General features: G+C 69.6%; 13 protein-coding genes. 2 read left to right on the top strand and 11 right to left on the bottom strand.

Annotation, left to right across the window (positions count from 1 at the left end; genetic code table 11):
* Positions 1–105: 105 nt before the first annotated feature.
* The 6 genes from ACIPFH_RS05760 to ACIPFH_RS05735 form a co-directional block, all read right to left on the bottom strand.
* Complete coding sequence (locus ACIPFH_RS05760) at positions 106–1,164, bottom strand: hypothetical protein (RefSeq protein ID WP_401823403.1); 1,059 nt, start codon at positions 1,162–1,164, stop codon at positions 106–108.
* Positions 1,165–1,362: 198 nt separating this feature from the next.
* Positions 1,363–1,947 (bottom strand): TerD family protein, encoded by a 585-nt coding sequence (locus ACIPFH_RS05755; protein WP_359130046.1) that lies wholly within the window; start codon positions 1,945–1,947, stop codon positions 1,363–1,365.
* Between the two features lie 355 nt (positions 1,948–2,302).
* On the bottom strand, positions 2,303–2,737 hold the full coding sequence (locus ACIPFH_RS05750; RefSeq protein WP_401823400.1) for a hypothetical protein: 435 nt from the start codon (positions 2,735–2,737) through the stop codon (positions 2,303–2,305).
* 48 nt (positions 2,738–2,785) lie between these two features.
* Positions 2,786–3,481 (bottom strand): dihydrofolate reductase family protein, encoded by a 696-nt coding sequence (locus ACIPFH_RS05745; protein WP_401823397.1) that lies wholly within the window; start codon positions 3,479–3,481, stop codon positions 2,786–2,788.
* 368 nt (positions 3,482–3,849) lie between these two features.
* Entirely contained in the window at positions 3,850–5,133 is a 1,284-nt protein-coding gene (locus ACIPFH_RS05740) for a condensation domain-containing protein (RefSeq protein ID WP_401823395.1), read from the bottom strand.
* A 39-nt stretch (positions 5,134–5,172) separates the two neighbouring features.
* Entirely contained in the window at positions 5,173–5,829 is a 657-nt protein-coding gene (locus ACIPFH_RS05735; RefSeq protein WP_401823392.1) for a TetR/AcrR family transcriptional regulator, read from the bottom strand.
* A 126-nt stretch (positions 5,830–5,955) separates the two neighbouring features.
* On the opposite strand from ACIPFH_RS05735, the gene ACIPFH_RS05730 reads away from it, so the two are divergent.
* The gene (locus ACIPFH_RS05730; protein ID WP_401823390.1) at positions 5,956–7,140 is read left to right on the top strand and encodes a cytochrome P450; all 1,185 of its coding nucleotides are present in this window, start codon (positions 5,956–5,958) and stop codon (positions 7,138–7,140) included.
* On the opposite strand, the gene ACIPFH_RS05725 is transcribed toward ACIPFH_RS05730, so the two are convergent.
* The 5 genes from ACIPFH_RS05725 to ACIPFH_RS05705 all read right to left on the bottom strand — a co-directional run bounded on the left by ACIPFH_RS05725 (position 7,137) and on the right by ACIPFH_RS05705 (position 13,150).
* On the bottom strand, positions 7,137–8,495 hold the full coding sequence (locus ACIPFH_RS05725; protein ID WP_401823389.1) for a cytochrome P450: 1,359 nt from the start codon (positions 8,493–8,495) through the stop codon (positions 7,137–7,139). The genes ACIPFH_RS05730 and ACIPFH_RS05725 overlap by 4 nt on opposite strands.
* 86 nt (positions 8,496–8,581) lie before the next feature.
* Positions 8,582–9,943 (bottom strand): cytochrome P450, encoded by a 1,362-nt coding sequence (locus tag ACIPFH_RS05720; RefSeq protein ID WP_401823387.1) that lies wholly within the window; start codon positions 9,941–9,943, stop codon positions 8,582–8,584.
* 10 nt (positions 9,944–9,953) lie between these two features.
* A complete protein-coding gene (locus ACIPFH_RS05715; protein WP_401823384.1) occupies positions 9,954–10,859 on the bottom strand; it encodes a terpene synthase family protein in 906 nt (301 codons plus the stop codon).
* Positions 10,856–11,866, bottom strand: a complete 1,011-nt coding sequence (locus tag ACIPFH_RS05710; RefSeq protein ID WP_401823381.1) for a polyprenyl synthetase family protein — start codon at positions 11,864–11,866, stop codon at positions 10,856–10,858. Before ACIPFH_RS05710 ends, ACIPFH_RS05715 begins: the two co-directional genes overlap by 4 nt.
* Positions 11,867–12,175: 309 nt before the next feature.
* Positions 12,176–13,150 (bottom strand): cytochrome P450, encoded by a 975-nt coding sequence (locus ACIPFH_RS05705; protein ID WP_401823379.1) that lies wholly within the window; start codon positions 13,148–13,150, stop codon positions 12,176–12,178.
* A 431-nt stretch (positions 13,151–13,581) separates the two neighbouring features.
* On the opposite strand from ACIPFH_RS05705, the gene ACIPFH_RS05700 reads away from it, so the two are divergent.
* A complete protein-coding gene (locus ACIPFH_RS05700; protein WP_401823377.1) occupies positions 13,582–14,733 on the top strand; it encodes an acyl-CoA dehydrogenase family protein in 1,152 nt (383 codons plus the stop codon).
* The last annotated feature ends 16 nt before the right edge of the window (positions 14,734–14,749 follow it).

The following is a 14,749-nucleotide window of genomic DNA, read 5'->3' as shown; positions in this document are numbered from 1 at the left end:
CAACGGTTCCAGCACTTCCCACTACTCATCCGAGAGACCCTCACGCCCCACACCGAGATCACCCCGACATCAGGGCATGACCAGAAGCCCCCTCTCAAACACGGCCTAGTCACCCCCTCCCCCGCCGTCCCCGCCTCCACCGTCACCCCCGCTGTCGCCCCCGCCATCTCCGCCGTCCGCGCCCCAACCGTCGCCGCCGCCGGGTTCGTTGTCGTCGCTCCCCTTCCCCAGGTTGGTGAACCAGGGACGGTGCCACCCTTCGTCGGTGGCGATGGGCTCACCCCCGTTCACCGGGCGCCGCTCGGATCGGAACCGCGCCAAGCCCGTCGTGTCCCCAAGCCCGAAGGAGACGGCGAAGACATGCGCCATGACGGCATCCAGCGGATCGGAGCTCTCATACCGCACAGGGGCCAGCGGCAGCAGTAGTGCGCCCGGCTCGAGCGCCGGTCGGCGAGGGGGCCGCGTCAGCAGGGCGACACACCGTTCGTCGCGCAGCAGCCGCGAGCTCAGCGTGCTCTCACGTCGCAGCACCCAGTGCTGGCCGGGCAGCCGCATCTCCACGGAACTCTTGGATTTGCGCAGCTTCTTCTTCAGTGTCAGCTCCGCCGTGACGTCGCCGACCGTCAGACGCAGGCCGCTGGACGGTTCAGCGACGTCGTGACGGTTGAAGCCGTGTGGTGCCCGGATCCGCACGACGGGTGCGTGTGGCCCCCAGACGTCCACGCGCACCAGCCGCCGGTCCACAGCGACGGCGATCGGTCCGGCCGGGCCCGGCACGAAGCGCCGCGCGATCCACAGCGGTACCTCCTCGGCCCGGGCTTGCGCCGCCAGGGCGGCCACCTGCGCGGGCCCACCGCACTGCCGCACCGCCAGCTCCCCCAGCTTGTGGGCGAACTCGGCGGCCTGTCGTACCCTCACCGGCGTGGCGGTGCCCGTGATGCGGGTCACCGGAACCATCCCCGCGCCCTCCGCCAGCCGCTCCAGCGGGCGCTCAGCCCCGCCGCCTCCGAGCCAAAACCCGCGCTCGAACGCCTCGGCCATGGCGGCGAGGTTCAGCTCGGTCAGCGGCGTGGTCCTGCCGCCGTTGCGCAGGTGGTCCTCGGTCAGTTCCACAGTCCGTGCGAGCGGGTTCCACGACCGCTCGCCATAGAGCACCTGACTCACCACTACCCCCGTATTCACGCAGCCGGCTCAGCAGAGCCCACCTTCACACACCCCGGCGTGGCCCCGTCGCGGGGGTGGCCCGTCCAGAAACGAACGCGGGCACGGTTTCGGCAGCAACGCGATCGCGCTCGGCAACGGACGCTGCGGGCCGCTCCTCAGGTGGCCGGGGCACCACTCCGGTGGGGTCGCGGGCACGAGCTACTTGCTGACGGCGAAACGCATCAGGGCGTGTTCGTCGCCCTGCTTGACCTTGCCCGTCACGTTGATCACTTCGAGTTTCCAACTGCCGTTCACCCGCATCGCCTTGGCCACGGCGCAGCCGTTGTCCTGGGTGAGCAGGCTCGGCCAGATGTCGGCGACCTGCTGAGAGTTGCCCCCGGTCGCGTCGTAGACCTTGAAGCTGATGTTGCGCGCCTTCTGGAAGGAGCTGCCCTTCTTGTACGCGGCGGCGACGAACACGATCGACGTGATGTTGGGCGGTATCCGTGCGAACTCGACGGTCACCGTCTCGTCGTCCCCGTCCCCGTGTCCGGTCTGGTTGTCGCCGCTGTGTACCAGCGAGCCGTTCCCCATGGGGTCGAGTGAGTCGAGGCCCGCGAGGCGCACCGGATCCCCGCCCTGCATGGCGACGGCGATCAGATCGAGGTCGGTGCCGGTCTTGCGGCGCAGCTTGCCCAGCACCCCGCCGCTGCTGCCGGCGGTGGGGTCCCAGGAAACCCCGATGGACAGGTGGGTCACTCCGTCCAGGTCGGCCGGGCCGTCTTCTTTCGTGAGGGTGATCATCTGTGGCTCATCCTTTTGGCTCAAGGGGACTACAACACGCAGAGTGTGCCTGGTGCCTTCGTGGTTCCACGTGGGGGGTCCCGATGAGCGTGCATGAACCCCGCTCAGAAGCGGGGGTTGCCTGTGGGACGCGCTCCCGTCGTGAGGCGTCAGACATACGGCAGTGCCGCTCGCGGTGTATTTCGCCGTCCTCCGCCACGGCCCGCAGGCCCGCAGCGCGCTCGTGGCCAGGACGAGACCGCCTCCGCCCTGACGCAGGGGAGAACGCAACTGGGCGGCGGTCAGAGGTTCGGGCGACGGCGTCGGCCGCCCGACTCCAGCGTGGCGCACCGGGTGACCGTCTCAACGGTGTTGGTCAGGCGGGTCGGGTGCCGAACAGGTAGAAGTTGCCGATGTCGATCACGAAAGGAATCGCGCAGGCGGGGTAGCGCTCGATGATGGCCCGCTTGTAGGCGTCGCCGTCATCACCGAGCAGATCGCCGGCCGTCTCCAGGTACGCGGCCATCTCGGCGAAAACGGCCTGCCCCGCGGGCAGCCCGTGTCCGGGCAGAACGGTGTCGTAATCGGGGTCGACAAGCTTCTGCAGGATGACCTGCCAGCGGGCGATGTCGTTGTTTCCGGCGAACGCGTGGGTGTGGTGGGAGACGAGGTCCTGTGCCACCAGTACACCCTGCTCGAGCAGCCGGATCAGCAGCTGGTCGGTCGTCTCACCGCCGGAGACGGCTCCGGAGTCGAAGGTGACACCGTCGATGACCTCGGTGCCCGGGGTGATCAGGTCGGTGGGGGCCACTCCCGCTGCCGGCACCGGGGTGCCGTTCAGGTCCTCGCTTCAACCGGCTCAGCGGCAGTTCCTGGCTTCTGATGCCACCGGCACCGCTGGGGGCGGCCTGGGGCATCGAGCACGTCGTTGGGGAGGGCCTGCACCGCGAGAATCGACCAGTCGCGGCACACCGACCAGGTGACGGCCCTGACCCAGGCGCTGGCCCAGACCGTGACGGTAGACATCGCGCAGGGATCTTGGGCCTTGGCCGAGGCGAATGCCATCGAGGTCAAGGAACTGCCGGATGGTGGTGACTCCGCCGCCGAGTCGGATGTCCTTGCCCTGCGCTGCTTCCCGCGCACGTTCGAGGACCGTGGCCGGGTCGCCGTCGACGAAGTGGAACGTGGTGTCGGAGAGCGTGAACGACGGACGTGTGTGGTGGGTCATGACGAACACCGGAGTGCAAAACGGGGGCTTCTCCCCCCACCAGCCACGCCACTCATGATCGGGCCAGGGCCCGCGCTGGGGGCCGAACTTGTTGCGGCCCATGATCTCGGCGCCGATGTTGCGTGCGAAGTCCCGCGTGAAGTAGTCGTCGAGGCCCCGGCTCCCGCCGGGATCCGTGCGCATGGGCCAGCTCGCCGTGGTTCCGGCCCAGGCGAACAGCCTCTCGGGATGGTCCTGGCCGAACGGTCGCTCGAGGCTCTGGTGCTCACCGGCACCGATTCCGTCACTCGAGACATTGAAGTTCATGACTTTCAGCAGTTGATCCACGTCTGTCCTCGTCTGATCCTGTCGCGTCATCGTGCGGCGAGGCGCCGCACACAATGACGTCGAACGGGAGGTGGCCGGATCGACGGTGCCCCCGTGAACTTTTTCACCGGCGCGTCAGGCGGTCCCGTTGGCGGTGTGACCGTCGTGGACGCGGAGGGCGGCGAGGTGACCGGGGCGGCCGCCGCGACCGTTCACATGCATCGCAACGGACGTCACCGGACAGTCAACCGATCCACACGCCATCCCGGCGAACCTGCCCGGTCAGAGCACCTGCCACTGCTGCGGTTGTCCCCACGCCTCTCCGTAGGACTTCTCCCGCAGTCTGCGATCGAGGACCCAGAAGGAGAGTCGCGGCCGCCCGGCCGCTGTCAGCGGGCCAGGTCCGTCAGCGAAGCGCGCAGCGTCTCGCGCAGCCGCAGCATCTGCTCGGGGGCGTAGGTCCAGCTGTCGTACTCGTTCTGGACGAGCAACCGGCCACCGAAGCTGGCGACGCCGATCTTGGGGGGCATGCCTGGCGCGTTGGCCGTCCCGCCGAAGCGGAGTAGTTCCACGCCCTCCGGGACAGGGTGGGCGGGGATCCGGCCCACGTTGGAGATCCCGTAGCTGACGACCGGGACAGGCACCGCGATGCCCCGGGCACCGGACCTGAGCGCGGCCAGCAGGAAACGCTCGGGGTCACGCCGGGCCAGCGCGCCGGCGACCTGGTCGGCCACCTCCCGGCCCACGCTCTCCGGCCGGTCGTCGTGGCCGACGGCCAGCGTGGACTGCAGGCCGGTGATGCAGTTGAGTACGGTGCTCAGGGGCAGTTCGGGCGTCAACCGGGTCCGCAGGTCGACTCCGTGACCGCAGGTCATCGTCAACGGTCCTTGCTCGGGCGCGAGTTGAGTGCGCACAGCGATCAGGACCAGCCCCGCGACGAGGCTGTTGACGGTCACCCCGCGGGCCCGTGCGGCGGCCACCACGGCGTCGGTGGTCTGCGCGGCGAACTCCAGCCGGTCGACCACGAAGCGATGCGTCGCGGCCGGACGGTCGGGGCGCCCCACACCCTCGGTGGGCAGGACGGCGGGCTTGGTCTCGGCCACAGCTCCCTGCGCGATCGCGTCGACCACGGCGTCGATCTCTGCTTCCGGCAAGGTGCCGGCCAGCCGGGTGTCGATCGCTTCGGGAAGCTCCTCGCGCCGCTCGACGGACGGGCTCGCGCCGGCTGCCAGGGCGGTGTAGTGCTGCCAGAACTCGTCGAGCAGGGCGAAGACCGAACGGCCGTCGGCAACCCCGTGGTGGACGCCGAGCACCACCTGAGAGCGCTCGCCGTCGGTGAGCAGCCAGGCGTGCAGCAGGCTCTCGGTCCAGTCGGGCCGCGTGTTGATCAGTTCGGCGTAGGTGTCCTCGATGCCGTCGAGCAGGGTGAGCGGCGGCTCGACCCGGTCGCGGACTCGCAGCAGCAGGCCATCCTCGCCGGCCGCCACCTCGGAGCGCAAGATCGGATGGCGCTCGGTCAGCAGGCCGAGCGCCCGCCGCATCAGCGCCGGGTCCAGTCGGCCGCGTACCAGGGACTCCACGAACGCCGGCATGTCGTACAGGGGGAGCCCCGCCGCTCCCAGGTCCAGGAAGTAGACGCTCTCGAAGGGCGATATGGGTCGCTGACGGGGCATTGGCTTCAGGTCTCCGATCTCGGTGGACGAGGACTTTTCCTACCGGGCCGCCCGGCGGAAGCCGCCGAGACGGTGCAGGGCGGCCTCGAGCTGCTCCTGGTCGAGCGGTGGCGCGGGCAGGGGGCGGGCGGCCGCGGGGCGCAGACCGTCCAGCATCAGGGCCAGGTGGCGCCGCCAGGACCGGGGGGCGGCCGGCGTGGCCCGGCCCAGCGCGGCCAGCAGAAACAGCAGGTCCTCGACAGTGAGGTCGGGACGGATCGTGTGCTGTTCCTGGCAGCGGCGCAGCAGCGTGTCCAGCGTGCGCCGGTTCTCCTCACGCAGGGCGTCGAGTGTGGGCACGCCCTGGATGCCGGTGGTCATCAGGTCACCGGCGCCCCGGTCGGCGGCCAGCAGCGTGAAGACCTGGTCCAGGTAGGCGGTGAGGCCGCTCCAGGCGTCCGCTCGATCCCGGGTCTCGCGGGCTGCGTCCAGGATCGGGGTCAGCGCGTCGTGGAAGACGGTCTCGATCAGTGCGGCGCGGTCGGTGAAGTGGCGGTAGAGCGTCGCGTTGCCCACGCCCGCCCGGCGGGCGATGTCGTCCAGCGGCGCTTCCACTCCGCGGGCGGCGTAGATCTCCCGGGCGGCGGCGATCAGCATCTCGCGGTTGCGGCGCGCGTCACTGCGCCGAGGTGTCCGCCGTTCGTCTCCGCCGTCCATGCGCGGCACACTAACAGCAAAACCGGGGACGGATCCCCGTTTCGTTGCTAGGGTCGCGCCGTCCACCGGGGGTTTACTCCCCGCTCAGCCGCACCAGCGAGTTCGAAGCGAGGAACACCGTTGTCCTTGACGGGATTTGAAGATCTGACAGCACTGGGCCAGCCTTTCGTCGACGATCCTTATCCGGTCTACGAGCGGCTGCGCGCGCAGGGGCCGGTGCATCGGGTCCGCACCGCCGCGTCGGGGGAGTTCTGGCTGGTCGTGGGTCACGCGCAGGCGCGGTTGGCGCTGGCCGACGCGCGACTGTCCAACGACATCAGGCACTCGGCCGGGTGGCAGGACGACGGAGGCAACTCGATCGGCCTGAACATGGTGCAGACGGACCCGCCGCAGCACACCCGCTTGCGGGGGCTCGTGGCGAAGGAGTTCACCTCCCGGCGCATCGAGGCGCTGCGTCCGAAGATCCAGCGGATCGCGGACGAGCTGGTGGATGCCATGCTTCCGCTGGGCCGCGCGGACCTGGTCGAGTCGTTCGCCCTGCCGTTGCCGCTGGCCGTGATCTGCGAACTGCTCGGCGTACCGGCGAGCGACCGCAAGACCTTCCACGACTGGTATCTGGAGAGCACCGACTTCACCCGGCCCGAGGTCGCCGCCGCAGCGGCCCAGGCCATGACGGGGTACCTCGCCGAGCTCGTCGCGGCCAAGCGGCGCGAGCCCGGCGAGGACCTGCTGAGCGCGCTGGCCGGCCGCATGGGCGAGGAGGAGGACGGCCTTACGCCCGAGGAGATGCTCGGCATGGCTTTCGTGCTGCTGGTGGCCGGATACGAGACGGCGGCCAACCTGCTGTCCAGCGGAACGCTCGCCCTGCTGCGCCACCCCGACCAACTGGCGGCGCTGCGCGGCGACTGGTCGCTGCTGGAGAACGCAGTCGAGGAGATGCTCCGCTACGAGGGGCCGGTGGAAACCACGGCGTTCCGCTATGCCAAGGAGCCCGTGGAGATCGACGGCGCGGTGATCGGCGCGGGGGATTCCGTGGCCGTCGTGCTGGCCGCCGCGTCCCGGGATCCGAGGCGGTTCGCCGAGCCCGACCGCTTCGACATCCGCCGTGACACCCGTGGCCACACGGCCTTCGGCTACGGCATCCATCACTGCCTGGGCGCCCCGCTGGCCCGCATGCAGGGCGCGATCGCCTTCCGTACCCTGTTGGAGCGGTGCCCCGGCCTGGCCCTGGACACCGACCCCGCGGACCTGGGGTGGCGCCCCAGCCTGATGCTCCGCGGCCTGCACGCGCTCCCCGTCATGTTCCGCTAACGCGGTTCGGGCACCATCGACAGCGGCCCGGCTGTCAGACTCATCTCGGCCCGGGGCGAGACGGTGGCGCCCGGCACGGGCCGCAGACGCCAGCGGGAGGCGAGGGCGGCCACCGCGAGCGTCGCCTCCGTCATCCCGAAGACGTCACCGATGCACTTGCGGCTGCCCGCCCCGAACGGCAGATACGAACCACGGGTGACGTCCTTGGCGCGCTCGGGCAGCCACCGGTCCGGGTCGAAGGTCTCCGGGTGCGGGAAGAACTCCGGGATGCGGTGGATAACGTAGGGGCTGATCAGGATGTCCGTCCCGGCCGGCAGCCGGTGACCGGCCAGTTCGGTCGGCTGCGTGGTCATCCTCGTGTACATCCAGGCCGGCGGGTACAGGCGCAGGGTCTCGGTGAAGATCCGCTGGGTGTGGGCGAGCCTCGGCACGTCGGCGTAGGTCGGCGGTCGGCCGCCCAGCACCTCGTCGACCTCGGTGTGCAGTCGCGCCTCGGCCTCGGGGTGGGCCGCCAGCAGATGCCAGGTCCAGGTCAGGGCGCTCGCGGTGGTCTCGACGCCGGCCAGCAGCAGCGTCATGACCTGATCGTGGACCTCCCGGTCGGTCAGCGCGCCGCCGCCGTCGTCGTCCCGCGCGGCCAGCAGCGCCGACAGCAGGTCGCCGCGGTCCTCGCCGGAGCGCCGGTAGTCCCCGACGATGCCGTCGATGAGGGTGTGCAGCCGGTCGAGCGCGGCGTCGAACTCACGGTTGGCGGCCAGCGGCAGCCTGGCGATCAGGCCCGTGGGATCGAGCGCTCGGCGGAACGCGCCGCGCACCATGACGGGCAGGCTGCGCTGGACCTCCGCGACGGAGTGCGGCGCCATCTCCGTCGCGAACAGCGCGCGTGCCGTCACCCGTGCGGTCAGCGCCTGCATCGCGTCACCGACGTCGACCGGCCGGCCCGGCCGCCAGGCATCCGCTTGTGCCGCGCATTCCTCGCGCATCACCTCGGCGTACGTCGCGATGCGCGTGGTGTGGAAGGCCGGCTGGACCATACGCCGCTGTCTGCGGTGGTCGGCCCAGTCGGAGGTGATCAGCCCGTTGCCGAGGATGGGACGGGCCTTGTCCTTCACCGGGCCTCCGGTGTCGTAGACCCGGGCGTTCAGCAGCACGTCCTGCACCAGTTCCGGATGGCAGGGCAGATAGGTCAGCCGGTTGCCCAGCCGCATCTCGACCAGGTCGCCCAGGGCGGATAGTGACGACAGGTATTCCAGCGGGCGGCGCGCCAGGTGGAGCGCGTGGCCCGCCAGCGGAAGCCGGCCCGGCGCCTTGGCGATCCGCCAACTGCGCCTGACCGGTTCGGATTGGGTCTTCATTCCGGATGCGCCCCCTGAGACGGTACGGACGGAGAGAAGGGAAAGAAGGGAGGGGTCGGGAGAAGGAGAAGGAGGGGGAAGACAGGTCAGCGGCGTTCCAGCACCATGGGCAGCGGGCCCGCCTCCAAGGTGGCCTTCGGCTCAGGTCGCAGTCGGCTGCCGGGGGCCGGACGCAGCCGCCAGCGCGCGGCAACTGTCGCGACGATCAGTGCCGTCTCGGTGAGCGCGAGGACGTCACCGATGCACTTGTGGCTGCCCGCGCCGAAGGGCAGCAGTGCCCCGCGCGGTACCTGGGCCGCTCGCTCGGCCTCCCAGCGCCCCGGATCGAAGGTCTCGGGGTCCGGGAAGAGCTCGGGATTGTGGTGCAGGGCGTAGGCGCTGTACAGGATCATCGTTCGGGCGGGGATGGTCCGGCCGCCGAGTTCGACGTCCTCGGCCGCGACCCGCATCGCCATCCACGACGGCGGGTACAGCCTCAGCGCCTCGGTGATGACATTGCGGGTGTACGGCAGCGTGGGCAGGTCGTCGTAGACCGGTGTCCGGCCCTCCAGTGCGCCGTCCACCTCGGCGTGCACCCGCTGCTCCACCTCGGGGAGGGTGCCCATCAAGTGGAAGACGAACGCCAGGGTGGAGGCGGTGGTCTCGCTGCCGGCGACCAGGAAGGTGACGACCTGGTCCAGGATCTGGGCGTCGTCCAGCTTCTCTCCGGTCTCGGGGTGCTCCGCCCGCAGCAGGGTGGACAGCAGGTCACCGTGGTCGGCGTCGGGCCGGCGTCGCAGCGCGATCATGTCCGCCACGATCTGCCGCAGCCGTGAGTTGGCGTGGTCGTATGCGCGGTTTCCCGGGGTGGGCAGCCTTTCCAGGACGCCCAGCGGGGCGACGGTCCGCCGGTAGATGCCCTGCGAGACCGTCCGCAGGCACTGCCGGGCCTCCTCGATGGTGTCCTCGTCGAGCCCGGTGGAGAACAGGGTGCGGGCGGCGACCCGCATCAGCAGGGCGTGCATGGCGTCGCCGATGTCCCGGACCTCGCCGGCCCGCCAGCCGTCGGTGACGGTACGGGTGTCCGCGGCCACCGCGGTCGTGTAGCCGGCGATCTTGGTCGTGTGGAACGCGGGCTGGATCAGCCGCCGCTGGGAGCGGTGCTCCTCGCCGCGGGAGACCGACAGGCTGTTGCCGAGGAGCTGGCGCGCCTTGTCGAAGACGCCGCCCTTGTCGAAGACGCGCGGGTTGAGCAGGACGTGCCGGACCAGTTCGGGGTGGGCGGCGAGATAGGCGCGGGTGGGACCGAGCCGGACTTCGACCAGGTCGCCGTGCGCGGGAAGCGAGGCGAGGAACTCCAACGGGCGGCGCCAAAGGGCGGGGACGTGTCCGAGCAGCGGTACGGCGCCGGGCGCGGCGCCGTACCGCCAGGACCGGTCCCCCGAGGGCGACCTGGGTGTGGTGGGCATCCCGGGTCCCCTACTGGATGCGTGAGTTGACGTCGTTGACCGCGGCCTGGTAGCGCCGGTCCCGGGTCGTCCAGACGAAGTTGCCCTGGATGAGGTCGAGCAGTACGTCCCGGGTGAGCGGGTCGAACGCCTTTATGCACTCCATATCCTCGGCCATGTCGTCGAGGCGGGCCTGGAAGAACGCCTGGAAGTCGGCCGCGTCGGACATGTCGCACAGCCGGAAGCAGTTGGTGATCTGCCCGAGGGCCTGCTCGCGTTCGTAGGAGTAGAAGTCGTTGACTATCGCCAGGCCACGGGCCGTCATCCGGGCGGCCAGCCCCGTCTTGGAGTGCTCGGTCAGCTCGGGGTGGCGGTAGATCGGGTACGACATCCGCATCCAGAAGTCCACGCCGACGTCGGTGACGCGGAAGCGGAAGTACTGCTCGGGCGAGGTGCCGCAGAGCACTCTCTTGAGCTCCGAGTCACGGAACATGTGGTCGCTGGTGACGAAGGCGCGGGCGCCCTCGTAGGCGAACTCCGCGTCCTGCGGCGTGTAGTACCGCTCGCACACCGCGCGCAGTTGGGGCAGGAACAGGTCGAAGTCGTGCAGGGCGGGATCCATGTCGTCCCACACGAAGGTCACGCAGTTGAGCACGCAGACGGCCTTGAACGCCTCCATGTCCTTGATGTGGCGGGCGCTCTGCGACCAGCGCACGACGTCCATGTAGGAGATCCAGCGCTTGTCCGAGACGCTCTTGCCGAGCGGGGCGACCGCGCGGTTGCAGGCGTCGATGACCTCACGCAGTTCGACGTCCGTCATCGATACCTTCTGGGCCTCGTACCCGACGTGCTGGTCGAACAGGGCGGCGAACCGGTCGGTGCACTCCTGCCAGTGGCGGGCCGTCCCCGCGGCTGGTGCGGTCAGATCCGCGGTCATGAGTTCCTCCTGGTGGCCATGGTGGAAAGATTTTTGAGGGCGGTGACCGCGTCGGCGGTGAAGGGGGCCGAGTCCAGCACGCCCAGTGCCCGCCGGTAACGGTCGTCGATCATGCGTTCGACGGTGTCCCGGGCACCGGTGGCCGTGAAGATCGCGCGGACCTCCTCGGCGCCGGTCTCGCCCAGGTCGGGATCGCCGATCAACTTGCGCAGCCGGGCGCGTTGTGCCGCGTCGCCCGCGCGCAGCGCCAGCGCGACCAGGGTGGTGTTCTTGCCGGCCCGCAGGTCGTCCAGGCGCGACTTGCCGGTGTCCCGGACCTCGCCGTACACGCCCAGCAGATCGTCGCGGAGCTGGAAGGCCTCTCCGAGGGGCAGCGCGAACGACGTGCAGGCGGCCAGGGCCGGGGCGTCGGCGCCCGCGAGGGCGGCGCCTATGTGCAGCGGCCGTTCCACTGTGTACTTGGCGGTCTTGTAGCGGTTGACGGTCAGAGTGGCATCGACGTCGTCGGTGAGCTCGCCGGTCGCCCGCAGGTCCAGATACTGGCCGAGCATGACCTCGGTGCGCATCTCGGTGAGGATCGGCAGCACCGCCGCCGACTGCGCGGGGGTGAGGCCGGCCGTGTGCAGCAGGTCGTCCGACCAGGCGAAGGCGAGGTCGCCCAGAAGCAGGGCTCCGCCGATTCCGAAACGCTCGGTGCGGTCGTCGCCGCGTTTTCCGGCGAGTATCCGGTGGATGGTCGGACGACCGCGCCGGGTGTCGCTGTCGTCCATGATGTCGTCATGGATGAGAGCGAACGCGTGAAACATCTCGAGTGACGCGGCTACACGTACCACAGCAGTCAAGTCATTTTCTCCGCCGGCCGCCTGCCAGCCCAGCACGGTGAGAATCGGGCGTATTCGCTTGCCACCCACCATGAATTCTTCAAGTAATTTCACAAGTTGGGCCAACTGTCGTTGCCCGGTGTTATTTCGGTGATTGTGCAGGAAATCGAAGAGGACGGTGTCCACGGCGGCCTTCGTGGCGACCGGGTCTAGTATGTCGGGAGATATGGTGTGGGTACTCATGTTTCTGCGCTACATCCCCACTCGTAGGGCCCGTCACATCGGTTCCGCGCATACGACGGTACGCACCGGCATCCCCGCGCCACGCCGAGAACTGAGGAGGACGGCGGTGCGGGAAGCGGCGTTCGGCCGGAACACTGTCAGACGGTCCGGATGTTGGGCGGGCAAAGGTACGGTCGGCCGCCCGCCAGGAAGTTCTCGGCCCGACGGGGTCCGCGGGGCGACACAGCCCCGCGCACCGCAGGTCGGCAGGCATCAGGGGATCAGGTCCACGCGGAGTTCTCTGAGTCCGCGGATGTTGACCTTCGCGTGCCAGATGACGTCCTCGCGGGCCGGTCTGATGTCGCGGTGCCGGCGCAGCAGCTCGGTGAAGACCAGACGGGCCTCGGCCTTCGCCAGGAGCGCGCCGATGCAGTAGTGCGGGCCGCCCCCGAACGACAGCGGGCGGATGTCGGAACGCCGCAGGTCGAGGCGGTCGGGATCGGCGTAGCGCCGCGGGTCGCGGTTGGCGGCGCCGAGAAGGACCATCACCTTGGCGCCGGCCGGGATCGTGGTGCCCCCGACCTCGATGTCACCGGTGGTGATGCGGGCCACCAGCTGGACGGGGGCGTCGTACCGCAGCAATTCGTCGACGGCGTTGTCGACGAGGCCGGGCTCCTCACGCAGGGCGAGCAGCTGGTCAGGGTGGCGGAGCAGGGCGAGCATGCCGTTGCCGATGAGGTTGACGGTCGTCTCGTGACCACCCATGAAAAACATCATGACGTTGGCGATGATCTCGTCGTCGGAGAGCTTCCCGCCGTCGAAGTCCGCAAGCAGCAGGCGGGAGATGATGTCGTCCTGCGGGTCCGCGCGCCGTCGCGCCAGATGCCCGGCGATGTACTCGCCGAACTCCTCCGCCGCGTCGTTCATGGCCCGGCGGGCGGTGTCGTCGGTGGCGGGGTCGATGACGTGGCTCAGCGCGTCGGTCCACCTCCGGCACAGGTCACGGTCCTCGACCGGCAGGCCGCCCAGGCCGCAGAAAACGGTCACGGGCACGAGGGCCGCGAGGGACCCGATGAGGTCGACGTCCCGGCCGCCGCCCATCTCGTCCAAGATCCGGTGGACGATGCCGGTCATACGGGGAGCCGTCTCACGGATGGCCCGGGCGGTGAACACCGGGTTGGCCAGACCGCGCAGCCGACGGTGTGCCTCCCCGTCCCGCATCAGCATCCAGCTCCGGGTGGCCTGCACGATCGGGCTGCCCTGTCCGCCCCGATGCGCGGCCCATTTCGGGTCCTGTGGGTATTCACTGGATAACTCGGGCTTTCGAAGGATTGCGGCGACCTCATGGTATCCGGAGACCACCCAGTGCCCGTACGGCGTCCGATGGACCGGTTCGGTGTCCCGGAGGCGTTTGTAGAGCGGATACGGGTCGGTGCGCAATCGCGGATCGCGCGCATTGAATAGAGGTTCGTTGCCCGGTGGTTCCATACCAGTCTCCCCCATGAAATCGGCATGCGGGACTGCCGGTCCGCCGAAGCGGCCGAGATCCCGGTGGTTGAATACTAGGCACATGAGGGCCGTGGGTGACAAGGCCCGCCCTCCCTGGACACTGCCCTCGACTCCGTATTACGTTCGAGTCGTTGGCCAAGACACCGATCAGAGCAGCAGGGAGATGAACGGTGCGACGCACTGTTTTCCAGGACGAGCACGAAGCCTTCCGCACTCAGGTGCGCGAGTTAATCGAGGCGGAGGTCGTACCCGTCTATTCGGAATGGGAAACCGCCGGCCGAGTGCCACGTGATTTCTATCGCAAGCTGGGCAAACTCGGCATTTTCGGGTTCGGTGTCCCGGAGGAGTTCGGCGGAGGCGGCCCCAAGGGCTTCAAGTTCAACGCCGTCATCGCCGAGGAGTGTGCGAGGGCCGGCGTCACCTTCGGCGGAGCCAGCGCGCACCTGGCTCTTCCGGCCACCCTGGTGGACTACACCACCGACGAGCAGAAGCGGCGCTGGCTGCCCGGGTTCGTCACGGGCGAGCTGATGACGGCCATCGCGATCACGGAGCCGGAGGCCGGCTCCGACGTGGCCGGCATCCGGACGGTGGCCGAGCTGTCCGAGGATGGCACGCACTACATACTCAACGGCAGCAAGGCCTATGTGTCCGGGGGCGCCCAGGCCGATCTGGTGCTCGTCGCCTGCCGCACCGCGTCCGCGGTAACCGACCGGCGCGGCGGAATGTCCCTGCTGGCTGTGGACACCCGAGCCCCGGGCGTGGCGGTCGACTCGGAGCCGGCCACGCTCGGCCTGCGCTCGTCCGACATCGTCGGGATGACTTTCACGGATGTGCGCGTCCCCGTCGGCGACGTGGTGGGCGGGCCGGGCGACGCCTTCGCCTGTCTGGCCGGCATCTTCCCACAGGAGCGGCTGGGCATCGCCGTCGGCGCGTACGCCCACGCCGCCGCAGCGGTCCGGCTCGCCACCGCCTTCGTCCGCGAGCGCACCGCCTTCGGCAAGCCCGTCGCAGCCTTCCAGAACACCAAGTTCGTGCTCGCCGACTGCAAGGTCACGGTGAACGCGCTGCAGGCGGTCGTCGACCAGGCCCTGGAGGCGTTCGACACCGGGGAACTGACCGCCGAGGAGGCGGCCGCGACGAAGCTGTACTGCACGGAGGCGGCGACCGGCGTGCTCGACAAGTGCCTTCAGCTGCACGGCGGTCTCGGTTTCACGATGGACCACCCGATCACCCGGCTGTACGCCGACAACCGAGCCAGCCGGATCTTCGGCGGCACCAGCGAGATCATGCGCACCATCGTCGCCAAGTCCATGGGGCTCTGAGCCGGCGGCTCACTGG

Origin of the sequence: Streptomyces sp. NPDC088157 (assembly GCF_044741545.1) — a bacterium.
Classification (GTDB): domain Bacteria; phylum Actinomycetota; class Actinomycetes; order Streptomycetales; family Streptomycetaceae; genus Streptomyces.
Note: the sequence above shows the minus strand (reverse complement) of the source record. Positions and strands in the feature narration are given on the sequence as shown.

Excerpts from the sequence above, each read along its gene's own strand:
- ACIPFH_RS05720 (WP_401823387.1), bottom strand. The coding sequence starts at position 9,943 with ATGCCCACCACACCCAGGTCGCCCTCGGGGGACCGGTCCTGGCGGTAC.
- ACIPFH_RS05740 (WP_401823395.1), bottom strand. The coding sequence starts at position 5,133 with ATGCCCCGTCAGCGACCCATATCGCCCTTCGAGAGCGTCTACTTCCTG.
- ACIPFH_RS05735 (WP_401823392.1), bottom strand. The coding sequence starts at position 5,829 with ATGGACGGCGGAGACGAACGGCGGACACCTCGGCGCAGTGACGCGCGC.
- ACIPFH_RS05725 (WP_401823389.1), bottom strand. The coding sequence starts at position 8,495 with ATGAAGACCCAATCCGAACCGGTCAGGCGCAGTTGGCGGATCGCCAAG.
- ACIPFH_RS05755 (WP_359130046.1), bottom strand. The coding sequence starts at position 1,947 with ATGATCACCCTCACGAAAGAAGACGGCCCGGCCGACCTGGACGGAGTG.
- ACIPFH_RS05715 (WP_401823384.1), bottom strand. The coding sequence starts at position 10,859 with ATGACCGCGGATCTGACCGCACCAGCCGCGGGGACGGCCCGCCACTGG.